This window comes from Mesorhizobium sp. KACC 23794 (assembly GCF_052180275.1).
Taxonomy (GTDB): Bacteria; Pseudomonadota; Alphaproteobacteria; order Rhizobiales; family Rhizobiaceae; genus Kumtagia.
Genome location: NZ_CP197465.1, coordinates 4724449 through 4747175 on the forward strand (window position 1 = coordinate 4724449; position 22727 = coordinate 4747175).

The window sequence follows — 22727 nt, forward strand, 5'->3', positions numbered from 1 at the left end:
CTCGCTCAACCGTAGAACCGGGTGCCGGTCTGGTATGTCTTGAAGTTTTCCATGTCGTGCGAATACATCAGTTCCGCCTCATGGTCCTCCGCCAGTTTCCTGACCTTGCGCATGGACGAGACGCCGGCGACCGGGTCTATGTGGAAGGAAGCCTGGCAAAGCGTCTCCAGGCTTTTCTGCGTATAGGCGGCGTCGATGGTGAAGAGGATCGGCTTGCGGCTGCCGAACTCGACCATCAGGCTGTAGTGGCCGATGGAATGGCCGGGCGTGAGGATGAGTTTCACCCCCTTGGCAAGCTCGACGTCGCCGTCGACGCCTTCGAACGTCGAATTCGCCTTTGTCGTGCCTTCCAGCAGTTGCGCGGTCGCGCCGCGCGCCTCGGCCGCCTCCAGGGAAAAGCTCAGGTCGGAATAGCCGAGATGCTCGAACGGCGCAGGGGCGCAGGCCTGCGGCACTTCAAGGCGGTGGCAGATCTTCTTGGCGTGCGGGAAATATTTGTTGCCGCCGCAATGGTCGAAATGGAAATGCGAGTTGAAGACGACGTCGATGTCCTTCGGCTCCAGGCCGAGAAGCGCCAGCGCGCCGGGCACGGTCTGGTCCTTGCTTTGGATCGGCTTCTCGAAGGGGAGCACCTTCATGACATGGTCGTAGTCATAGCCGCTGTCGATCAGGAAGCGTCCGTCCTTGTGCTCGACCAGGATCGAATAGACGGGAAACCGCACCTCGCCGCCAGGACCGCGGTTCCAATAGACGTGGTAGCCATCGAGCACGAGCGAGCCGCCGTCGAGCAGGTAGACTTTCGTATCCGACATTCATTTCTCCCATTCACTGCCGGCACATTTCTTGTGCTTAGGCCGGTCTTGAAAAATCATCTTGCACCGCGCTCATAGGGAACGCCAAGGGCCGCCGGCAGGCTGGACTTGCGTCCGAAGGCGAGCAGCATCGCCATCACCGCCAGGAACGGGATCATCTGGATCACGTCGGTCGGGATGTTGATGCCGGCCACCTGCAGCGCTGTCGTCAGCGACAGGCAGAGGCCGAAAACCAGCGCGCCCAGCAGGACCCAACTCGGCCGGCCGCGCGCCAGCATGGCGAGCACGACGCCGAGGAAGCCCGCGCCATTGGTGATGAACGGCACGAAGATGCCGGCGCCGATATTGGCGAGATAGGCGCCGCCGAGACCCGCCATCGCGCCGGTTGTCATAACCGCGATCATGCGCGTCCGCACGACGTCGACGCCGGCAACGTCCAGCGCCGCAGGCTTGTCGCCCGCCGCTTGCAGGTTGAGGCCAAGCTGCGTTCGCCGGTAGATGTAGCGCATGACAAAAACCAGCAGCACCGCGACATAGACCAGCAAATGGTGGCGGAACAGCGCCGGCCCGAGCACCGGAACATCGTCGAGCAGCGGAATCGTCGTCGCCTCGGCCGCCGGCAGGCGCGGATAGCTGCGCGAGAACTGGAAGTGATGGAGCAGCGCGGTCAGGCCCTCGAAGCCCAGCGTCAGCCCGATGCCGATGACGATCTGGTTGAGGCCGAGCCTGACGCAGAGCAGCCCCATGATCAGCGCCACCGCCATGCCCCCGGCGGCACCGCCGAGGAAGCCGAGCCACAGCGATTCCGAATAGTAGGCGACGACGAAGCCGATATAGGCGCCGAAGATCATCATGCCTTCGATGCCGATGTTGAGCACGCCGGCCTTTTCCGACATCTGCTCGCCAAGACCCGCCAGCAGCAGCGGCACGGAGGCGGTCACCGCGCCGAAGAGCAGCGCCCCGAGAAAGACTTCGCCAAAGAGGCCGCTCATAAGATCATATCCTGCGCGCCTGCTGGAAGCGATGGTCGAGATATTCGGCGATCGCCAATACGATCAGCACCGTCGCCACCAGCACCAGCGTGAAATGGTTGGGCACGCCCAGCCGCCGAGCCGCACTTTCGCCGCCGATCGACAGGATCGACAGCAACATGACGTAGACGATCGTCGCGAACCCGTTGAACCGCGCGAGGAACACCATGGGAATGACGGTGAGCCCGTAGGCGGGATTCCAGTCGGCCCGCACATTGCCCTGCACGCCGACGATGTCGACCGCCCCGGCAAGCCCCGCCAGGCCGGCGGACAGCGCGAACACGGCGATCGTGAGTTTCGGCACCGGCAGCCCGGCATGGATCGCGGCACGCGGATTGGCGCCGACGACCCTGAGCTTGAGGCCGAAGCTGGTGCGGGTCATCAGGATATGGACGGCGACGATGGCGACCAACCCGAGCAAGAGCCCGCTGCTGATCGTCGTGTCGAACAGGCGAGGCAGACGGTCCTCGACCGGCAGCGTGCGGGTCTGCGGCACGGTGGTGCCGGGATCGAGGAAGACCAGCTTGACCAGCACGTTAGCGAGCGAGGTGCCGAGGAACGTCATCATCAAGGTGGTGATGATCTCGTTGACGCCCTGGTATGCCTTCAATAGAGCCGGCGCGAGCGACCATGCCATGGCGACCAGCATCGCCAGCGCGAAGACGGCGATTGTCGCCAGCCAGACCGGCATCAGCGTGACCAGCCACGGCGCGCTGGCCGCCGCCGAAACCGCGCCCAGCAGGAACTGGCCATCGACGCCGAGATTCCAGATGCCGGCCCTGAAGGCCACGATCAAACCCGCAGCGATGAACAGCAGCGGCGCCATCCGCGTCAGCGTCTGCTGGACACCGGAAGGTGACAGCAGGCCACGCTCGACCACGAATCCGTAATAGGCGAGCGGATTGACGCCGAGCGCGAGCAGCAGCAGCCCCGCCAGCACCAGCGCGATCAGCACCGGGCCGACAGCAAGCGCCAGCCGACGCAGGGTCGCGCCGCGCGGCACTCTCGGCGACGACGTCGGCAACGCTCCAGTTTCGGAAGCCGTGTCCACGCTCATGCCGCCAGCCCGACCATCAGCCGCCCGACCTGGGCGCGCGCCGACGGCCCGTTTTCGACCGTTCCGGCCAGTGCGCCGCCCGACATCACGACGATGCGGTCGCAGAGTTGCAGCAATTCCTCGAGGTCGGTCGATATCAGCAGCACGCCCTTGCCGCCCGCCGCGTTCTCGCCGATGCGGGCCCGCGTCGCCATGGTGTTGGCGAGGTCGAGCCCATAGGTCGGCTTGTTGAAGATGACGACTTTGGCGCCGTCGGCCAGTTCGCGTGCCAGCAGCACCTTCTGGATGTTGCCGCCCGACAGGCGGCCGATCGGGGTGCGCTCGCTCGGCGTACGCACATCGTAGCTCTTGATCAGCCGCTGCGCGTTCCGCTCGATCTCGCCGGCCTGCTCCAGGCCGTTCTTCCAGAAAGGCGTCTCGCCGATCTGTTTGAGCAGAAAATTGAGCGACACCGGAAAGGTCGCGACGGTGCCCTCCCCCAGCCGGTCGTCGGTAAGGTAGCGCAGCCCCGCGGCCCGCCTTTCACCGATGCTCAGTTGGCCGATCGGTCGCCCGTCGAGATGCACCGTACCGCTCTCAACCGGGATCTGGCCGGCGAGAGCTTCCGCCAGTTGCTTCTGGCCATTGCCGTCTATGCCGGCCACGCCAAGAATTTCGCCGGCGCGAAGCTCGAATGAAACATCATGCAGTTCGGGCGAGGTCGAACCGGGAAGCACGCGCAGGTTCTGCACCGCAAGAAGGCGCAGGCCCTTCGCCGGCGCTTCGCGGACTGCAATCCGTGACTCCTCCGGGTCGCCGGCGCGCCGCCCGAACATCAGTTCCACGACTTCCGCGATGAGCCCGTCCCCATCCAGTTCGCGGAACCGCTCCGGCTTTATCTCGCCAACCTTGCGGCCGAGCTTGAGCACCGAAATCCTGTCGCCGAAGGCGGCCGCCTCGCGCAACTTGTGAGTGATGAACACCACCGCCAGTCCGCGCTCGACCAGCCGCCGCATCAGCGCGCCAAGCTCGTCGATGCCCGACGGCGTCAGCATCGAAGTCGATTCGTCGAGGATCAGCACGCGGCTCTTGCGCAGCAAAGCGCGCAGGATCTCGACCTGCTGCTGTTCACCCAGCGACAGTTCGGCGGCGACGGCGTCCAGATCGATGCGCATGCCCAGCGACCGCGCCAGTCCGTCGACCTCTGCCCGTAGCGCCTGCTTGCGCGGCGGTTTCCACCAGCTTTCGCCGAGCAGCAGATTTTCCGCCACCGTCAGCGTGGGCACCAGCATTGCGTGCTGAAACACCGTGCCGATGCCGAGCGACAGCGCATGGCGCGGCGAGCGGATCGGCTGCGGCCTGCCGTCGACCAGGATGCGGCCCTCGTCCGGCTGCTGCAGGCCCGAAAGCATGCCGATCAGCGTCGACTTGCCGGCGCCGTTCTCGCCGAGAAGGACGTGAACCTCGCCGGGCCGTATCGCCAGGCTGACGGCATCGTTGGCGATCACGCCCGGAAAACGTTTCGTGACGTTTTCCAGCGCTATGACCGGCCCGGCCAGATTATCTTGCTCTACCGTCGGCAATCAGCACCTAACACACTGGATAGCGGGAAGGCACCGAGAGGGCGCCCTCCCGATCGATCACTCCTTGACGTCGGACATCAGCGCGCGGACGGCGGTCGCCTCGAACACCGGCTTGACCACGATCTTGCCCGACACGATCTCGTCGCGGATGCCCTGGACGGACGCCCAGACATCGTCGGGGATCTGCGCGGTCTTGAGCAGCTTCACCGAATCGTCCTTGAGGCCGATGGCATAGCTCTTGGTGCCGAACGTGTCGGACTTCAGGTCGGCGATCATCGCCGCATAGACCGGCTCGATGTTCCAGACGACCGACGACAGCAGGAAGCCCTTGTCGATCGGGGTCTTGTCGCCGATGACGTCGATGAACAGCACCTTGCCGCCGTCGCCCGCCTTGGTGGTCTCGACCGCCTGCAACATGCCGAAGGAAGAGCCGTTGCCCTGGCCGAAGATGATGTCGGCGCCGGCCGCAATCACGCTTTCGGTGACGCGCTTGCCGCCGGCCGCATCGCTGTAGGCGGCGGGTCCGATCACGGCATAGATCAGCTTGACGTCCTTGTTCTCGGCCTTCACGCCCTCTGCAAAGGCGGCGGACTGCGAGTTCCATGACGGAGGCTCGCCGGAAACGACGATGCCGACGGCCTTGGACCGGGACATCTTCGCCGCAAGCCGGCCGGCGAGATAGGCGCCTTCATGGCCGGACAGCGTATAGTCGGCGACGAGCCCTTTCTTGAGGCCGGTCGGCGTGTCGACGATGGCGACCGGCACCTTGGTCTCTTCGGCGATTTCGGGCGCGGCGGTGTTGTAGCCGCTGGCATGCGCGATCATCAGGCCGACGCCGTCCTCGGCAAGCTCGCGCAGCGTCGGCCGCACGTCGCCATAACCCAGGCCCTGCGCGACCTTGACCTCGACACCGGCGGCGGCGCCCGCAGCCTTCGCCGCGTCGATGCCCTGCTGGTTCCAGCCGTAGTCGGTTCCTTCCTCGGGCGTGAGGATCGCAATCGACTTCACCTCGGCCGCATAGGCGCCGACCAGCATTGTACTGGTAAGCAGCAGCGCACTCGCTGCCGCAATCATGTATTTCTTCATTGAAGCCTCCATTTTGACTGTTTCTCTTGAGAGCAGTTCTGTGTTATTCCCCGTTCAGGCTAGTCTCTGCTTGCTGTTGAACCCCTTTTGAGTACCGGAATGAGATTTTTCGCCACCATGGCCGTTGCCGGCCTCCTCGTTCAGACCATCGGCGCGCACGCAGTCGAATTGCGGCACATCACGGTGCGCACCGGCGTCGACGGCCTCCACCCCGCGCCGATCGCCGTCACGAACTCCACCGCCGCGCCGATCGTTTGCGTCGCCCAACTGGCGCACTGGTATTCCGCCGTCGTGGCGCAGGCCGGCCCTGGCGCATCGACGCGCATCGCCCTATGGCAGGACCCGTCGACCGGCGCCTTCGTGGCGCTCAACGACAAGCAGGAGAACATGCCCGTCGAGGCGCTCTGGTGCGGCTTCGAAGGCCGGTCGTATGAGACCCGCGCCGCCCTGCCGCTCGACCGCGGCCAGCCCGCCGCTGCAACTCCGCGCAGCGTCGCCTGCCTTGAAGAGGCCGGGCGTCTCGCTTGTTCGTAAGTGCCCCTCATCGCGCTATTTCGCCGCTTCGAGGATGCGACGGATGGCGATCAGTTTGCCGGCGCGCTCGCCTTGCAAAGCGGCAATACGCTCGGGCGTGTAGGAATACATGCCCTCGCCTGTCTTGATGCCGAGCTTCCTGGCGGCGAAGCGTTCTTCCACTGCAGGTGACACGTCCTTGCGGTCGGCGAGATCGGCGTTGAGGAAGGAAGAGACCGAGCGGTAGATATCGAGCCCCGCCATGTCCAGCAGCGCCATCGGACCGATCACCGCGATCTTGTATCCGATGCCCCAGGACACGCAGGTGTCCAGATCCTCGGCCTCGATCACGCCGCGTTCAACCAAATCGACCGCCTCACGCAGAAGCGCGTAAAGCACCCGGTTCTCGACAAAACCCGGCACGTCCTTCTTCAGCACCACCGGCAGCAGGCCGAGCGAGCGGATCAGGTCGCGGATCGCCGCCACCGTCGCAGGGGCAGTCTTCGCGCCGCCGATCACTTCGATCATCGGGATGATGTGCGGTGGGTTCGACCAGTGCATGCCGACGAAGCGTTCGGGATGCGAGATGTTCTCCTGCAATCCGGTGATCGGAATGCCGGACGTATCCGTCGCCACGATCGTTTGCGATCCAATCAACGGGTCGATGGCGCGATAGATTTCCGCCTTGATCCCGGCGTCCTCCGGCACGTTCTCGATGACCAGATCGCAGCCTTTGACCGCTTCGGCGAGCGAGGCTGCGAAAGCGATCGTTCCCTCGCCTGCCTCCGGCGGCGTGATGCCAAGCCGATCCAGCGCGCCGGCCGCCACCGGAAGCATCGCCTTCGCCCGCTCGACCGCCGCCGCCGCGCTGTCGAACGCCACGACATCCAGCCCGCCACGCGCAAGTCGCGCGGCGATGCCCGGACCCATGGTCCCGAGGCCGATGAGGGCGACGCGGCGAATCATTCAGGCCGCCTTGGTCGCGGCCGACTGCGGCGCCGTCGCCTTCTGGAAGGCGGCGCGCCCGGCGATCGCCGCCACCCAGCGCTCCAGATTCGGCAGCGCCGGACGCTCAATCTTGAAATCGACGCAGCGCTTCAGGATCGGCGCACAGGCGATGTCGGCAATGGTGAACTTGCCGAGGGCGAGGAAGGATTTGTCGGCAAGATGGCCGTCGACGATCTTCAACTGCGCACCGAGATCCTTGACCTGCTCCTTGTATTCGGCGGTCTGCTCCTCCGGCGTCAGCTTGGCGCCCTTGAAGGCCGCGAGATAGCCGGGATTGACCGCCGCAAGCAGAAAATCCATCCAGCGCTCGACCTCGGTCTTCTCGGCAGCCGTCGAGCCGGTAAGCTGGCCCGCTTCCTTGCTCGCGATGTAGCGAAGGATGGTGTTCGATTCCCAGATCACCGTATCGCCGTCGATCAGGGTCGGCACTTTCGAGGTCGGGTTGAGCGCCTTGTATTCCGGCGTGGCCGTATTCTCGAACTGCCTTCCATAGTCCTCGCGGCTGTATTCAGCGCCGACCTCTTCCAGCATGAAGAGAACTTTCTGGACGTTTCCGGACGTCTGGCGTCCGAGCAGCTTGTACATGGCTTTCTCCCTGTCCTGTTCCGCTCAGGCCTTGTCGGCCGGCAGCGGCTTGTAGACGATTGCGTCCATCTCGATCTTGGTGTTGATGACGGCGCGCGCCTCCACCGTGGTGCGCGCCAACACGGCGTCGCCGATGCCTTCGAGGAAGGCCCTGTTGTAGCGTCCGAAATCACGCACATCCTGCAAATAGGTGGTGATGCGCACCACGTCCGACAGCGTCGCGCCCTCATGCGCAATGACCCGCTCGATGGTCTTCAGCGTCGCCAGCGTTTCCACCTCGATCGTGCCGTCGATCATGTTGTTGTTCTCGTCCTTTGGTACCTGGCCGGAGACGAAGATGTAGTCGCCGGCCCTGACCGCCGGATGGAAGGGAAGGTTCGGATTCTTGTTGCCGACGGCATAATGCTTGTCGGACTTCCGGGTGCTGTCCGCCACGGCCGCTCCTAGAACACGCTTGTTTCGATGATGTCGACGCCGCGGATGCGGTCGATCAGATAGATGATGCCGCGGTCGTCGATGGTGACGTCGTTGGACGACGAGCGCTCGGCGCCTGCCGGCGGATCCGGCATGAAATGCCCGACCTCCTTCGGCGCGAACGGATCGGCGATGTCGACCAGCCGCAGCCCCTGCGCGAACCAGGCGAACGGAATGATGCTGCCCTTGAAGCGCTCGGAAGGCTGGTGACAGCCGGTCATCGGCGGCTGCGGCGCGCCGTCAGGATCGAGGCCCGGCACCTGGAACGTCGAGATCGGCAGCGGGTTGGTCTCGTCGGTGATGTCGTAAATCCATGAGAAGGCCGGCGGCGACGGGCGCAGCTTCGCCACGTCCTCGTCGGCCACCACCATGATGTCGCGGCCCTTCAGCTTCTGCGGAATCGGCAGGCAGGTATGGGTCGGATGCGGGAAGGAAGGGCTGGAATTCAGGTGGCTGATCAGTTTGGGCCGGCTCATGTCGGAGATGTCGAGGATGAACAGGCCGTGGTGCCAGTAGCTGACAAACAGCCGGTCACCCATGCGCAGCGGGTGATGGCAGCGCGGCGACACGTAGTCATGCCAGGGATAGTCCTCGCCGCCGCCGGTCCATTGCCCGGGTATCCACCAGCGCCCGACCTCAACCGGATGGACCGGATCGATGAGGTCGAGGATCATGACGATGTTGCCGACATACCCATCCGCCGTCGGAGAGATGAAGGCGTAGCGCCCGTCATAGTCGTAGCGGTGAACACCCTTGCCGCCGGTCATCCATTTGGAGATGAGTTTCGGTTCCGCTGGCTTCGACGTGTCGTAGATCGCCAGCCCGCCGCCGAACTCGGCTGGACCATCGCTGCCGAAGCGCTCGTGGTTGATGATCATCACGCCGTCCTTGGCCCGCACCTTGTGCGAATGCCAGCCCGGCGGAACGTCGATCGTCGCGATCTTCCTCGGCTTGCGCGGGTCCGAAATGTCGACGAGCGTCGTGCCGGAAGGCGGACGCATATGGCCGACATAGAGGATGTCGCCATCGACCCAGACCTGCCCGCCACCCGGACAGTCGAAATTCGCGAGATGTTTCGTGTTGACGGCGGAAATCAAACTGCAACACCTTCCCTGTGACAAACTCGGGTGGGTCGGACGCCGCGTGCGCGGCGGCCGTCGCGATAGGAAAGACTAGGCGAGACGAAGCAGGTCGCCAGCCTGGTTGCGCCCCCAGCGCTTGTAGAGCAGCAAGGCCTTCTGGGTGGGCGCGTCGGTCGCACCGAAGAAGATGACCGGCTCCTTGTCCGAGCCGTTGAAATGCTCGACCCAAGAGCCGCCCGGAACCGCCAGCGTATCGAACTGGTTCCAGTCGTAGCGCTTGCCGTCGATCATCGAGTGCCCCTTGCCGCGGAACGGCGCGAGCAGCAGGCTTGCCGTCTCGCGCTGCGGCAGCGTCTTCTCGCCGGGACGCAGCATCTGGACGTAGAAATTGATGGTGTGGAAGACAGGCCCGCCGGTCGACGGATCGACGTAGTCGACGACGATGCCCTCATGGGGGTCGCCGTCCCAGTCCTTGTGGGCGTCCAGGACCGCCTGCATCTTCTCCCAGCGATAGACGTACATAGGCGAGGACAGCCCGCCGCCGCGCTTGTGGTCGACGAAGCGCGGCATCAGGCCGCCCTCGCCATAGATGCGCTGCGAATAATCCGACGGGTAACGCGCCGTCTGGACCTTCTTCTCGACCTCCTTGCCGTCGACCATCTCGGTGTATTTGTGGTCGAAATGCACGGCGTGCAGCATCTCGACCAGCGGCAGGTCCAGCACCGACAGGTTCACCGCCTGCTCGCCGCCGACCGTGCCGTGATTATGCCAGGCGTCGTTCGGCGTCAAAACCATGTCGCCGGGGCCGAACACCACGTCCTCACCCTCGACGCCGGTGAAATTGCCCTCGCCTGTCAGGCCGAAGCGGATGGCGCTCGGCGAATGCTTGTGCGGCGGCATGATCTCGTCCGGATCGTTCAGCCGGTAAGCGGTATACATGGTCGAAACCGACGCACGCTTCGGCGCCAGCCCGGGATTGACCAGGATCAGCGACCGCCGCTCGCTGTCGTCCATGGTGACGAGTTGCGCCGCGCGCTGCAGCGTCGGCTCTATGTCGGTGTATTTCCAGACGAACGGCACCGCCTTCGGCGTCGCCATGAGCTGTTTGATCTCGTCATGCTCGACGTCCTTGGTCGCCCAGAACGGAAACATGTTGCCGCGATGGATGTCGTCATAGAGGTCGGCCAGCGCCGATTGCTTGTTGCTGAGCGAGACCGTGCGAGCGACTGACATGTCAACCATCCCTTGCCGAGAACAAATGTCTACCGACCAAGCCAACCGTAGCATAGCGGTTACGCACTTCAAGCCCAAAAACGAACCCGTTTGTCCAGCAATTCAGAAGCTTTCGGAGAAAGGCAAATAGCCCTTGAAAAGGAGCATCGTCCCAATAAAATACATGCAATTCAGCTACTTATAGAACACATCGTTTGACGATACCATCCACAGGGCGGACATCGGCACGATTCCGCAAGAGTCAACCAATAGCCATTTTGGTTGAGTTCAGGCTGCCAGCCTTTGCGCTGCGGCCGCACGGATCAGATCGGCGCCCTTCTCCGCGATCATGATGACGGCCGCGTTGATGTTGCCGCAAACAAGGTCCGGGATCACCGACGCATCGACGACCCGCAATGCATCAACGCCGCGCACCCTCAGTTGCGGATCGACGACCGACCGGTCGTCGGCGCCCATGCGGCAGGTGCCGGCGGGATGATGAACCGTGATCGACGTCGCGCGGATATGCGCATCAATCTCGTCGTCACTCTCGCATTTCGGCCCTGGAAAAAACTCGGCGGCGACATGCGGCGCCATCACCGACTGCGACGCGAGTTTGCGGGCAACGCGAAAGCCATGTCTCAGCGATTGCCAGTCGCGCGGCGACGACAGGAAATTCTGATGGATCAGCGGCGCGGCGAACGGATCGGCGGATGCCAGCGCCACATGCCCGCGGCTCTCCGGCTGGACGGCGACGATGCGCGTCGCGAAACCGTCGGGAAACGGCTGCTTGAACGGCTGGAAATAGGGCCAGGCGCCAAGCGGCGCGGCGGTGAACAGCAGTTGGATGTCCGGGAGCGGGCGGTCCGCGTCGCTTTTCAGGAACGCCACCACGCCGCCCGGCACGTCCCCGGAAAAACCGCGCCCAGTCAGATAGGTTTTTGCGAAATCGAGGCCGATCCTGTCGGCGCGCATCATGCGCAGGAACGGCCCCTGGCTCTTGCGCCGATACATCAGGATGACCGATACATGGTCCTGCAGATTGCTTCCCACATCGGGAGCCGAGACCTGCGTCTCGATGCCGTGGGCGGCGAGCGCGCTTCCATCGCCTATGCCGGAAATCATCAGCAATTGCGGTGTGTTGATGACGCCGCCGGCAAGCAGGACCTCGCGCCGAGCACTGACCTGCGAGACCACGCCTCCCCTCGAAAAGGCGACGCCGGTGGCGCGGCCGTTTGCGAGCAGTACTTTCGTGGCGATGGCCTGCGTCATCACCTTGAGGTTCGGCCGGCGCATCGCCGGCCGGAGATAGGCCGTGGCCGACGAGCAGCGGCGGCCATTGGAGATCGTCATCTGCAGCCGGCCAAAACCTTCCTGCGTCCCGGCATTGTAGTCATCGGTCTGCGGAAAGCCGGCCTGGCGACTGGCTTCAGCGAAGGCGTCGATGAGGTCGTCGCGATACCGGCAGAACTGGGTTCGAAGCGGTCCGGACCCGCCACGGTAGCGGGTTTCGCCGCCCTCCCAGCTTTCGGCCTTGCGGAAGTAGGGCAGCACATTGTCGTAGGACCAATCAGTGAGGCCCGACGCCGCCCAGCGATCGAAATCGCCGCGGTTGCCGCGAACATAGGCCATCGCATTGGTCGACGACGAGCCGCCAATGACCTTGCCGCGCGCGCACTCGACCTTGCGGCCGCCGACATTGGCTTCCGGTTCGCAGAAATACATCCAGTCATGCCGCCGCTCAGTCAGGATCTTGCCCCATCCGAGCGGAATGTGGATCATCGGGTCGCGATCCCAGTCGCCTGCTTCCAGGAGCAGGACCGTGACCTTCGGGTCCTCGCTCAGGCGATTGGCGAGCACGCAGCCGGCCGACCCGGCGCCGACGATGACATAGTCGAAGGTTTCGGCGGTCGGCATGAACATCCCCGGCAAAAGCGGCGCAGCGCCCGAAACAAGTCAACCATCGCCCGCCCGATGTTGTCAACCACGGTCTAACCAGCTATCTTTTGGTTGCACTGGGTTGGGGGTTGAGTCCCTCGGCCGCGTTGGGCGGATCGGCCCGGGAGGTCAGTATTGGACACATCGGCCGTCATGCCCTTTGGCGTCGATCACATCGTGAAGGCGGTGCTGGACCTTCAGCGAGACCTCGGGACGCTGCCTCCGGAACGCCAGCTGGCCGAGCGGCTCCAGGTCAAGCGCCACCAGTTGCGCAAGGCTCTCGATACGCTGCGGCGCTCGGGCGACCTTGCCCCGGCCCGCGTGCGGCGGGCCTCGCCGGAGCAGCCGCGCTATGGAGAAGAACTGGTGCGGGTCACCAATCCGCTCGAGATCCTGGAGCTGCGGCTGCTGATCGAACCGGGCTTGGCGCGTCTTGCCTCCGTGCGGGCGTCGACGCATGAGATCGCGGGAATCCTCGACGCGGCGACGACGCCCGAGAACGCCTCGTCCGGCGCCGTCGACTTCGCCTTTCACCTCGCGGTGGTCAGCGCGGCGCGCAATCATCTCGCCAGCGAGCTCTACAAGATGCTGCGGCAACTGGGCGTCGATGCGCGGGTGCGCATTGCCGGCACCGGCGCGCCGAGCTGCCCCAAACGCATCGCGCAGCGCGATTCCGAGCATCGGCTGGTCGCCGAAGCGATCGCCCGGCGCGATCCGGAGGCGGCCGAAGCGGCCATGCGCGCGCATCTGCTCTCAGTTCAGAAGCAGATCAACGAACGCACCAATGCCGCTGCCTTTGCCGCCTGATCCCGGGCTTTCCATCGCTATTGCGCCGGGAGGCGATTTTCAGTGAAGCGGCATTTCGATGTAGCCGTCATAGGCGCCGGCTCAGCCGGTTCGGTCGTCGCCAGCCGGCTGAGCGAGGACACTGCCTGTCGCGTGGTCCTGATCGAGGCCGGCGGCTGGCCGGCCGATCCGAATATTGCCGATCCATCGAAGTGGCCCGCGCTCCAGAACCGCGACTACGACTGGGCCTACCGCACGGTGCCGCAGCCCTTCACCGCTGGCCGCGTCCACGAATGGCCGCGCGGGCGGATCGTCGGCGGATCGAGCTGTCTTCACGCTATGGCGCATGTGCGGGGCCATCCCGACGATTTCGACGCCTGGGCGGAGGCAGGCGGGCCGGGCTGGTCGTTCAAAGCCCTGCTTCCCGCCTTTATCCGGAGCGAGACTTTTCGCGCCTTCCGCAACGCCTCCCACGGTACCGACGGGCCGCTTTCCGTCCATCTCCCTGACGACGAAGTGAGCCCGTTGGTGCGCGATTTCATGGCGGCCGGCGAAACTCTTGGGGTGCCGCGGTTGACCGACCACAATAGCGGTCCGCTTAGCGGCGTCTCCCCCAATTCGCTCACGATCGACAAGGGAAGGCGCGTCAGCGTCGCCGACGCCTACCTGTCGGCGGACGTGCTCGCCCGGCCCAACCTGACGGTGCTGACGGATTGCCAGGTCGACCATCTCCAACTGGAGGGCATGCGCGCAGCCCGGCTGGCCTGCGTCGTCAATGGCGAGGAGATCAAGATCGAGGCCGATCGCTTCGTGCTCTGCGCCGGCGCCATCGGCTCGCCGATGCTACTGATGCGCTCGGGCATCGGACCGCGCGCGGCGCTTAAGGAAGCCGGCATCGAATGCCGTATCGACCGCCCGGAAATCGGTTCGAACCTTCAAGATCACCTGCTTGGTCTGGGCAACGTCTATTCGGCGAAGCGGCCGGTGCCGCCGTCCCGCCTCCAGCATTCCGAATCGCTGATGTATCTGAACAGCGACGACCATTCGAGCAATGACGGCAGCCCGGACATCGTCGTCGCCTGCGTGGTGGCGCCGTCCGCCGCGCCGGGCCTCGAGGCACCACCCTACGGCTCGGCCTATACGCTGCTGTTCGGCGTGACGCATCCGCTGAGCCGCGGCCGGCTCCTGCCGCGCAGCGGGGACCGGCATCTCCCGCCGATCATCGATCCGCGATACCTCGAAGCCGAGGCGGATCGTGCGACCTTCCGCAAGGCATTCGATGCCGCCCGCGCCATCGGCCACCATCCGGCCCTCGCCGCTTGGCGGGCCGAAGAGGTGCTGCCCGGCCCCGCGACACGCACCCCCGCCGAGATCGACTCCTTCATCGCCACGGCCGCCTCAACCCATCACCATCCCTGCGGCACCTGCCGCATGGGATCGGACCCGTCCTCGGTCGTCGACCCGGACCTCACTCTGCGCGGGCTGGACAATCTCAGCGTGGTCGACGCCTCGATCATTCCGCGCATCCCCAGCGGCCCGATCAATGCCGCCGTCGTCGCCATCGCCGAGCACTGGTGCCGTCAATTCGAGGGATAGAGGCATTTGCGGCGGTTGCCGCGCCTTCATAGCGTCTGTCGAACCCAGCCGTCACCGGCCTTGAAATCTCGCCATGCTCGCTCGCATCCCCGGCGCAGGATCATTTGCCCGTCCAGGCAGGAGGCTTGCCGCAAGTCGACGATAGTTCGGAGAACCAACTTATCGGCCATCCGCAAAAAAATTTGCCCCTGCAACGGCGGGGTGGCCGTCCTATATGACCGCGATCCAGGTCGCCTGGAAAGATCGGCCGCACCAACCAGCCCACGGACCTGCCGCGCAGCCGTGCTAGGAGTTGCCCCATGAACCTGGTTCTCAACAACGCGCCCCTGCCCGTCCAGACGTCCCCGAAGGAGGGGCTGTGGCCGACGGCAAGACGATCGACGCTCGACTGGCTCATGATCGAAACCAGGACCGAACGTTTCATCGACAACATCCTGGTCGAGATGTGCCGGAGGCTCGTCGAGGAGGGCGTTCCCATCTCACGGGCCACACTTTACATGCGGACACTCAATCCGCAGTGGCTTGGCGCCCGGATGCTTTGGAAAAAGGGCATGTCGGAGGCGGAGATGACAACCTTCGGCCATGACGTCGAAGACAGCGCGCAATATGCGAACAGCCCGATCCGAGACATCAACAACGGCGCCAGCGAAGCCCGGCGGCGGCTTGGGACCGTCAGCGCGGAACCCGAACACCCCGTCTACAAGGAACTGCGGGACGAAGGCTATACGGACTATGTCGCCTGGCCCGTCGACCACACGCTCGGCAAGCGGCAGGTGGTGAGCTTCGCGACCGATGCGCCGGGCGGCTTCGAAGACGGCCATCTGCAATATCTGAAGGACCTGCTTCCGGCGCTGGCCCTGGTCAGCGAAATCCGAATCAAGAACCGGCTGGCGCGCACCTTGCTCGAAACCTATGTCGGCCCCCACGCCAGCGAGAAGATCCTGGCGGGCGCGACGATGCGCGGCAGCGGAACGTCGGTCGGCGCGGCCATCCTCATCTGCGATCTTCGCGACTTCACCGCGATCTCGGATGCCTGGCCCCGCGACGACGTGATCGAGCTTCTGAACGGCTATTTCGACGCCATGTGCGAACCGATCGAGCGGCATGGCGGCGAGATCTTGAAGTTCATGGGCGACGGCCTGCTCGCGATCTTTCCGCTCAGCAACCCGGAGGCATGCCGCAACCTGCTGAGGTCCATCAGCGAAGCGCAGGTCGCCATACGCGACCTGAACGCAAAGAACGTTCGTGAAGGGCATCAGGCGCTCGGATACGGCATCGGCGTCCACGTCGGCGAAGTGATGTACGGCAACATCGGCTCGCGCACGCGCCTCGACTTCACTGTCATCGGCCCGGCCGTCAACGTGGCGTCCCGCATCGAAAGCCTGACCAAAGAAGTGAAGCGGCCGGTACTTTTGTCCAGGGCATTCGCGGACGCGGCGGGCTGCGATTCGAAGCTCGAAAATCTCGGCTTCCATCCCCTCAAGGGGCTAGGGGATCCCATCGAAGTCCTGGCGTTCGCCGACGACCGGATCGACGTTTGAACGGGGTGGGCAAACGGCATTCCCTGTCGCACCGCTGCCGCTGATCCCAGAGTATCCTCGGCATTCGCGACGACAGCACCACGTGCTCGCCGGGGTTTGCGGCGACTAGAATGTCTGCCGTCGGTTATGCCAATGCATTCGACGGCGGACAGCGCCTCGGGGGTCAGCCGGCCTGACGCGCCGCCAGCAGCGCCGCGCCGATCAGCCCGGATTCCGAGCCAAAGCGGGCGGTGCGCAGCGCCGGAACCCCATCGCGGGCATACCAGACCGAACCTATGAAGGCCTCGCTGCTGGCCGCGATGTAACCGGCGCTTGCCGCCGCGATGCCGCCGCCGATGACGATCGCCTCCGGGTCGAGGCTGTTGGCAAGCAACGCCAGCGACCGGCCGAAGATGTGGCCGCCCTCCGCGACGATTGTCCGCTCCGGCTCGTGATCGGCGTTGGCCCGGTCGATCAGGTCGGCAATACGGACGACCGCCAGCCCCGCCTTTCGGGCGCGCGCCAGCATGCCGGCCCCGCCGGCGATGTCCTCGACGGTGGGCGACGGCCCTTCCACGGGGCGAAGGTCGGCAAGGCTCATGCCCATCGCCACGCCGCGCCCATGCGCGCCGAGATAGGGCGTTCGCCCGTCCATCAGCACGGTGGCGATCCCGGTGCCGGCATTGGCGTAGATCCAGTGCCGCAGCCCCGCTCCCGCACCGAAATTGGCCTCCGCCACCGCCGCCGCGCGCACATCCGCCTCGATCAGCACGGTTTTCGCGAATGAGAAGGCACGACTCACATCTGCAGTGTTCCAACGCACCCGATGCTCGCTCAGGATTTCGCCGCCGATGTCGACCAGTTCGCATATGCCGATGCCAGTCGGCATCGGGGCTCCGCCGCGCCTCGCGGCGAGATCGCGCCCCGCCTCGGCAACGGCGGCCAGGAACGCATCGCCGGTCTCCTCGACCGGTGGCGTGGCGATCTCCAGCCGCTCGACGATGCGCGCATCCGCCGTATCGACGATGCCGACCGACGCCTTGCTGCCGCCGACGTCAACTCCGATCGCAAGCATAGTCAGACAGCGGCCGCCGGCAGGTAGCCCGGCGCGACGCCGAACACGAACACCGCCGGTTCGCCGCCCATATTGGCATAGCGGTGGCGCGCGCCGGCCGGCACGAAGAACCCGTCGCCGGGATGCACCTCGAACCACACCTGGCCGTCACGGTCGGGCGTCAGTACATTGAGGCAGCCGGACAGCACATAGAGGCATTCGTCGCCGGCATGTGTCTGGATCGACGATTTGCGGCCCGGCAGCACCGTCGTCTTGCCCGACGTCAGATGCTCGGTCGAGGCGAACAGGCCGGTCATCACTCCCTGGTCCTCGATGTCGAGTTCCCACAGCATGTCCGCGTCGCGCAGCACATGCATGGTCGCGCCGGCCTTTTCCTCGGCGGTCGCCAGCGGCCAGCGCCCGATGAATTTCTCCTGGCGATAGGCGGGCTCCGAAACATAGGGCCGGGTGCGGGCATAAGCGCCCGACGTGCCCGTCGAGGGCGGTGGCGCGAAATATTCCAGCACGCGCACCGGTTCGGACGACAGGCTGAATCCGTGGTGCCAGGTGTCCTTGCGGAAAAACACCGCCTCGCCTGCCTTGACCACGCGGACCTCGCCGGTCTCGGGATTGGCGGAGCCATAAGTGCCGGACAGCACGTAAAGCACCTCGTCGGCGCCGAAGACGGTGCGGAAATCTTCCGAATGCTTGAACGAGCCGCCGCCCGGCAGTCCGAAGACGAGCTGATGGATCTTGTCGGTCGAGGCGTAGATCCAGTCGTCGACGTAGCCGGTGGTGGCGTCTCCCCACAGATGCCGCGTCACGTCCGCGTAGCGGATATGGGTCGGCTGGTCGAACACCGGGCGCGGCGACGATTTGTAGGCCATGCGGATTTCCTTGTCTCGCCAGTCAAAACGGCACTTGATTTTTATACTGACCAGACAGTACAAAAAACTCATGGCAAAAGGCAAGCGGGTCAACCAGACAAGGAAGCGGCTTCTTGATGCAGCCGAGGCGATCGTCGCCCGCGACGGCGTGCTCAGCCTGACCTTCGACCGCGTCGCCGTCGAGGCCGAGGTCGCCAAGGGCACCGTGCTCTACCATTTCGACTGCAAGGAAGCCCTGACCGCCGCGATGATCGAACGCTTCGTCGAGCGCTTCGACACCGCCTGGGCGGATGCCATCGCCACCGACCCGGACGCGCGGGGCCGCGCCATCCGCGCCTACATCAACGCCACGCATCGCGGCGAACCCTTTACCGGACTGCATTTCGACCACGTCAATGGCGCGATTACCGCCGCGCTCGCCAATTCGCCGGAGCGCCTGCAACCGGTGCAGGACCAGGGCCAGCGCCACCAGAAGGCGATCGAGGCCGACGCCATCGACCCTGTGCTGTCGACCATCATCCGCATGGCGGTGGACGGGCTGTGGTTCGCCGAAAGCTTCAACCTGATGCGCTACGATCCGGCGCTGAAGGCCGCCGTCATCGACCGCCTCACCGAATGGACGCGCGGGCGCGCCGAGCCCGTCGCCGTACCGAGAAATATGACGTCATCAAGCAATGGGAGAACGCAATGACAGACGGCCGATCTTTCTCATTTCCCAATCTCAACCGCCGCACCCTGATGGCGGGCGCCGCCGCGACCGGCGCCTTGTCGCTCGCCGGCCTCGGCGCGGCGCGCGCCGCCACTCAACTCGCCTGGATGGGCTGGCAGGGTTATGACGATCCGCTGAAGGCCGGCAGCTTCCTGAAGGACGCCGACATCGAACTGGTCACCACATACATCAGTTCCAACGAGGAGGTGATCACCAAGCTGCAGGCCGGCGGCGCAGGCCAGATCGACCTGATCACCATCTATTTCGGCCATGTGCCGATCCTGTCTGGCGCAGACCTGATTGAACCGATCGATGAGACGAAACTCGCCGGCATCGACAAGGTGTTCCCGCAGTTCCTCAATGTCGAAACGATCCGCAAGGACGGCAAGCTCTACGCCGTGCCGTTCACCTGGGGCACGCTGTCGATGGTCTACGATCCCGGCGCGATTGCCGCGCCGACCTCGTGGAAGGACTGCCTGAAGGACGAGTTCAAGGGCAAGGTGGCGATGACCGACGACATCACCGGCTTGATCTCCACCTGGGCGCCGATCGTCACCGGTACCAAGACGCCGGCCCGTCTGACCATGGACCAGTTGAAGCAGACGATCGATTTCCTGATCACCATCAAGAAGGATCATGCCCGCACCTTCTCGCCGAGCTATGGCGAATCGACCGACCTGTTCGCGCGCGGCGAGGTGGTGATTTCGGCGATCGGCTGGGACGCGCAAGTCGGCTTCGCCGCCGCCAAGGGCAAGAAGCTCGCCTTCGTCATGCCGCAGGAAGGCGTCATGGCGTTCATGGATACGCTCGCGATCCCGCGCGGCGCACCGCATCTGGACGCCGCCTACAAGGCGCTGGCGCAGGCGATCTCGCCGGAAGGCCAGAAGGTGATGGCGACCAATCTCACCCAGGCGGTGATCAACATCGACGCCGTGCCGCTGGTCGACGAGGTCAACCGCCAGGTCTACCGCTACGACGCGCTCGACGAACTGTTCAAGCTTGCCCGCTTCAACCCGTTCTGGCCGCTGGAGGAGGAAGGCGAATTCGCCACCTTCGACCAGGTCCAGGAAGAGTACCAGCGCTTCCTTAAGGCATGACCGCACGCTCCGAACCGGCCGGCGCATTGCCGGCCGGATCCCCGCTTCTCAGCCTCTCCGGCGTCGCCAAGGCTTTTGGCAGCGCGGTAGCGGTGCATCCCGTCGACCTTTCAGTCGAAGTAGGATCGTTCACGGCGATCCTCGGGCCGTCCGGCTGCGGGAAGTCGACGCTGCTGAGGATGATCGGCGGCTTCGCGCTGCCCTCTTCCGGCACCATCACCATCGCCGGCGAAGACGTGACAAAACTGCCGCCGCAGAAGCGGCCGACCAACATGGTGTTCCAGAGCCACGGCCTTTTCCCGCACATGACGGTGTGGGAAAACATCGCCTTCGGCCTGTCGATCGCCGGCCGGCCGCGTGCCGAGATCGGCCGGCGCGTCGGCGACGCCATCGCGCTGGTGCGGCTGGACGGGCTCGACGACCGTCCGGTCGACCGACTTTCCGGCGGCCAGCAGCAGCGCGTGGCGCTGGCCCGCGCGCTGGTCATGCGGCCAAAGATCCTGCTGCTCGACGAGCCGCTGTCGGCCCTCGACCTCAAGCTGCGCCAGACCATGCAGGAAGAATTGCGCCGCATCCACCGCGAAGCCGGCGGCACCTTCATCTATGTCACGCACGACCAGAACGAGGCCTTCGCGCTGGCCGACCGGCTGGTCGTCATGAATGCCGGACGCATCGAGCAGATCGGCCGCCCGCACGAGGTCTATCGCAGGCCGGCAAGCCTGTTCGCCGCGCGGTTCGTCGGCGACGCCAACGTGCTCGACGGCACGCGGACCAATGGCCGCGTCGCTCTGGACGTCGGATCCAGCTTCGCGTCTCAGGGTTCAGACAGCCGCGCCAGCTTCGTGCTTCGGCCGGAAGACATCCGGCTCGACGCAGTCATGCATGAAGAAAGCGGCGACAGGGTCGCGATCGCCGCAACAGTGAACGAAGCCATACATCTCGGCGGCTCCGGCCGCGCCAGCGTGACCGCGCCCAACGGACAGACGCTGCTTCTGACACTCGCCGAGCCGGACAGGACGCTCGATCTGGATCCCGGCACGGAGGTTGCCATTTCATGGCCGGCGAAGGCGCTGGTCGAGGTCGGCCGATGAGGGCCGAGCCGACCATGAGCGGCGCGCGGCGCGGGCTTTTCCTGGCGCCGTCCTACCTTGTGTTCGCCACGCTCTTCGTCGTGCCGATGTCGCTGCTGCTGGTCGTCAGCTTCTGGACCGTGCGCAGCTTCGCGCTGCGGCCGGACTTCTCCTTCGCCGCCTACACCCGCGTCTTCACCGCCTATTCCGGCCTGATGCTGTCGACGCTGGCGATCGGCATCGCCACCGCGCTGTTCTGCACGGTTCTCGGCTTCATCTTCGCTTACGGCGTACGTTTCCGCGCCGGGCGGCATGGCGACTGGCTGATCGTCACCGCCCTCATCGCGCTGTTCGGCGGCTATCTGGTGAAAATCTACGCCTGGAAGGCAATCCTCAGCCAGGACGGCATCGTCAATTCGCTGCTCCTCGGCGCAGGCATAGTAACGGAACCGGTCGGCTGGCTGATCTACAATCCGGGCGCGGTGATCGTCGCGCTGGTGAATTTCTTGCTGCCTTTCGCGCTGTTGCCGATCTACGCCGAGCTGCGCAATGTGCGCGACATCACGCTGGAGGCAGCGCATGACCTGGGCGCATCGCCCTGGCAGACGCTGTGGCGGGTTGTCATTCCGCAATGCCGGTTCGGCCTGTTCTCGGCCTTCGCGATCTCCTTCCTGAGCGCGGCGGGCGATTATGTCACGCCGCTGTTCCTCGGCGGCGGCTCGGGCACGATGATCGGCCAGTTCATCGCCCAGGAATTTTCCACCCGCTTCAACTGGCCGGCCGGCGCGGCGATGTCGTTCACGCTGATGGGCGCCTGCCTGCTGGTGCTCGCCGCCGCTTCGGTGCTGGCGTTCGGAAGACGCCGGCCATGAGGTTTTCGTCACTCGTCTGGGCGCTGGTGCTCGGCCTGTTCGTACTGTTCATGCTCGGGCCGCTGGTGTTGGTGGTGCTGTTTTCCTTCAACTCCAGCGCGCTGGTCAGCCTGCCGCTCACTGGCTTTACGCTCGACTGGTATCGCCGCCTCGCCGGTACGCCGGAATTCTGGGGCGCACTGCAAAACAGCCTCGCAATCGCCGTTCCCGTCGCGGTCCTGTCCACCGTCACCGGCACGCTGGCCGCTATGGCGCTGTCGCAATGGCGCAGCCGGCTCGGCATGCCCCTGTTGACCGCGCTGTCGGTGCCGGTGATGATTCCGCCGCTGGTGGTGGCGATCGGCTTGGTCGTGCTGCTGGTGCGCTGGCTGCAGATGCCGCTCGGCCTGCCCGCCGTCATCGGCGGTCACGTGCTTCTGACGCAGCCCTTCGTGGCGCTGATCATCGCGGCACGCATGGCGACCTTCGATCACACCTGCCTGGAAGCGGCGCGCGACCTCGGTGCGTCTCCCTGGCAGGCGTTCCGGAAAGTAACGCTTCCGCAGATCAGCGCGGCCATCGTCGGCGCGGCCTTGATCGCCTTCGCCCTGTCGCTCGACGAATTCATCGTCACCGTCTTCACCATCGGTTCGGGCAACACGCTGTCGACCTTCGTCTGGGGCAAGATGCGCACGGCGCTCGATCCGTCGATCAACGCCATCGCTACCGTCATCCTGGTGATCACCATCGGCTGCGCCGCGCTGGCATTGCGCATGACGCGCTACCGGGGCTGATTG

General features: G+C 65.0%; 22 protein-coding genes. 9 read left to right on the forward strand and 13 right to left on the reverse strand.

The genetic code is table 11. The features are described 5' to 3' along the window. Positions 1 to 5 precede the first annotated feature (5 nt). From pldA to ACSBOB_RS23240, 5 genes are read right to left on the reverse strand one after another with little or no spacing between them, the layout of a single operon-like run. Positions 6 to 812, reverse strand: coding sequence for a 4-pyridoxolactonase (gene pldA, locus ACSBOB_RS23220; RefSeq protein ID WP_442578424.1), 807 nt, complete (start codon positions 810 to 812; stop codon positions 6 to 8). A gap of 56 nt (positions 813 to 868) precedes the next feature. Further along, a complete protein-coding gene (locus tag ACSBOB_RS23225; protein ID WP_442578425.1) occupies positions 869 to 1804 on the reverse strand; it encodes a putative B6 ABC transporter permease subunit 1 in 936 nt (311 codons plus the stop codon). A gap of 4 nt (positions 1805 to 1808) precedes the next feature. Then, positions 1809 to 2900, reverse strand: coding sequence for a putative B6 ABC transporter permease subunit 2 (locus ACSBOB_RS23230; protein WP_442578426.1), 1092 nt, complete (start codon positions 2898 to 2900; stop codon positions 1809 to 1811). Then, a complete protein-coding gene (locus ACSBOB_RS23235) occupies positions 2897 to 4462 on the reverse strand; it encodes a putative B6 ABC transporter ATP-binding protein (protein WP_442578427.1) in 1566 nt (521 codons plus the stop codon). The genes ACSBOB_RS23230 and ACSBOB_RS23235 overlap by 4 nt, the downstream gene beginning before the upstream one ends. Positions 4463 to 4519: 57 nt before the next feature. Next, positions 4520 to 5548, reverse strand: a complete 1029-nt coding sequence (locus ACSBOB_RS23240; RefSeq protein WP_442578428.1) for a putative B6 ABC transporter substrate-binding protein — start codon at positions 5546 to 5548, stop codon at positions 4520 to 4522. 99 nt (positions 5549 to 5647) lie between these two features. Here ACSBOB_RS23240 and ACSBOB_RS23245 point away from each other — a divergent pair, with 99 nt between their 5' ends. Next, on the forward strand, positions 5648 to 6082 hold the full coding sequence (locus ACSBOB_RS23245; protein WP_442578429.1) for a hypothetical protein: 435 nt from the start codon (positions 5648 to 5650) through the stop codon (positions 6080 to 6082). Positions 6083 to 6097: 15 nt separating this feature from the next. Here ACSBOB_RS23245 and fhmpcd1 read toward each other — a convergent pair whose 3' ends face one another. The 6 genes from fhmpcd1 to ACSBOB_RS23275 form a co-directional block, all read right to left on the reverse strand. Beyond that, positions 6098 to 7027 carry a 5-formyl-3-hydroxy-2-methylpyridine 4-carboxylate 5-dehydrogenase gene (gene fhmpcd1, locus ACSBOB_RS23250; protein ID WP_442578430.1) on the reverse strand — a complete coding sequence of 310 codons (930 nt, stop codon included), beginning with the start codon at positions 7025 to 7027 and terminating at the stop codon, positions 6098 to 6100. Beyond that, entirely contained in the window at positions 7028 to 7654 is a 627-nt protein-coding gene (locus tag ACSBOB_RS23255) for a glutathione S-transferase family protein (RefSeq protein WP_442578431.1), read from the reverse strand. It lies immediately after the preceding gene. A 24-nt stretch (positions 7655 to 7678) separates the two neighbouring features. After that, the gene (locus tag ACSBOB_RS23260) at positions 7679 to 8089 is read right to left on the reverse strand and encodes a RidA family protein (protein ID WP_442578432.1); all 411 of its coding nucleotides are present in this window, start codon (positions 8087 to 8089) and stop codon (positions 7679 to 7681) included. Positions 8090 to 8097: 8 nt separating this feature from the next. Continuing rightward, positions 8098 to 9225 carry an LVIVD repeat-containing protein gene (locus tag ACSBOB_RS23265; RefSeq protein ID WP_442578433.1) on the reverse strand — a complete coding sequence of 376 codons (1128 nt, stop codon included), beginning with the start codon at positions 9223 to 9225 and terminating at the stop codon, positions 8098 to 8100. Positions 9226 to 9300: 75 nt separating this feature from the next. Beyond that, entirely contained in the window at positions 9301 to 10443 is a 1143-nt protein-coding gene (locus ACSBOB_RS23270) for a cupin domain-containing protein (protein WP_442578434.1), read from the reverse strand. Positions 10444 to 10710: 267 nt separating this feature from the next. Further along, positions 10711 to 12339, reverse strand: a complete 1629-nt coding sequence (locus ACSBOB_RS23275; protein WP_442578435.1) for a GMC family oxidoreductase — start codon at positions 12337 to 12339, stop codon at positions 10711 to 10713. Positions 12340 to 12513: 174 nt separating this feature from the next. On the opposite strand from ACSBOB_RS23275, the gene ACSBOB_RS23280 reads away from it, so the two are divergent. The 3 genes from ACSBOB_RS23280 (at position 12514) to ACSBOB_RS23290 (ending at position 16283) form a co-directional block, all read left to right on the forward strand. Continuing rightward, positions 12514 to 13167, forward strand: coding sequence for a FadR/GntR family transcriptional regulator (locus ACSBOB_RS23280; RefSeq protein WP_442578436.1), 654 nt, complete (start codon positions 12514 to 12516; stop codon positions 13165 to 13167). 42 nt (positions 13168 to 13209) lie between these two features. Further along, positions 13210 to 14742 carry a GMC family oxidoreductase gene (locus tag ACSBOB_RS23285; protein ID WP_442578437.1) on the forward strand — a complete coding sequence of 511 codons (1533 nt, stop codon included), beginning with the start codon at positions 13210 to 13212 and terminating at the stop codon, positions 14740 to 14742. Between the two features lie 299 nt (positions 14743 to 15041). Then, positions 15042 to 16283: an adenylate/guanylate cyclase domain-containing protein gene (locus ACSBOB_RS23290; protein WP_442578438.1), complete on the forward strand. Its 1242-nt coding sequence runs from the start codon at positions 15042 to 15044 to the stop codon at positions 16281 to 16283. A 163-nt stretch (positions 16284 to 16446) separates the two neighbouring features. Here the strand turns inward: ACSBOB_RS23290 and ACSBOB_RS23295 are convergent, their stop codons facing one another. Both ACSBOB_RS23295 and ACSBOB_RS23300 read right to left on the reverse strand, forming a co-directional pair. After that, a complete protein-coding gene (locus ACSBOB_RS23295; RefSeq protein ID WP_442578439.1) occupies positions 16447 to 17337 on the reverse strand; it encodes an ROK family protein in 891 nt (296 codons plus the stop codon). Between the two features lie 2 nt (positions 17338 to 17339). Further along, positions 17340 to 18203, reverse strand: coding sequence for a cupin domain-containing protein (locus ACSBOB_RS23300; protein WP_442578440.1), 864 nt, complete (start codon positions 18201 to 18203; stop codon positions 17340 to 17342). 70 nt (positions 18204 to 18273) lie between these two features. On the opposite strand from ACSBOB_RS23300, the gene ACSBOB_RS23305 reads away from it, so the two are divergent. The 5 genes from ACSBOB_RS23305 to ACSBOB_RS23325 are packed head-to-tail and all read left to right on the forward strand — an operon-like array spanning position 18274 to position 22724. Continuing rightward, entirely contained in the window at positions 18274 to 18894 is a 621-nt protein-coding gene (locus ACSBOB_RS23305) for a TetR family transcriptional regulator (RefSeq protein ID WP_442578441.1), read from the forward strand. After that, positions 18891 to 20009 carry an ABC transporter substrate-binding protein gene (locus ACSBOB_RS23310; protein ID WP_442578442.1) on the forward strand — a complete coding sequence of 373 codons (1119 nt, stop codon included), beginning with the start codon at positions 18891 to 18893 and terminating at the stop codon, positions 20007 to 20009. The genes ACSBOB_RS23305 and ACSBOB_RS23310 overlap by 4 nt, the downstream gene beginning before the upstream one ends. Continuing rightward, entirely contained in the window at positions 20006 to 21100 is a 1095-nt protein-coding gene (locus ACSBOB_RS23315) for an ABC transporter ATP-binding protein (protein ID WP_442578443.1), read from the forward strand. The genes ACSBOB_RS23310 and ACSBOB_RS23315 overlap by 4 nt, the downstream gene beginning before the upstream one ends. Next, positions 21097 to 21951 (forward strand): ABC transporter permease, encoded by an 855-nt coding sequence (locus tag ACSBOB_RS23320; RefSeq protein ID WP_442578444.1) that lies wholly within the window; start codon positions 21097 to 21099, stop codon positions 21949 to 21951. The genes ACSBOB_RS23315 and ACSBOB_RS23320 overlap by 4 nt, the downstream gene beginning before the upstream one ends. After that, the gene (locus ACSBOB_RS23325; RefSeq protein WP_442578445.1) at positions 21948 to 22724 is read left to right on the forward strand and encodes an ABC transporter permease; all 777 of its coding nucleotides are present in this window, start codon (positions 21948 to 21950) and stop codon (positions 22722 to 22724) included. Before ACSBOB_RS23320 ends, ACSBOB_RS23325 begins: the two co-directional genes overlap by 4 nt. Positions 22725 to 22727: the final 3 nt, after the last annotated feature.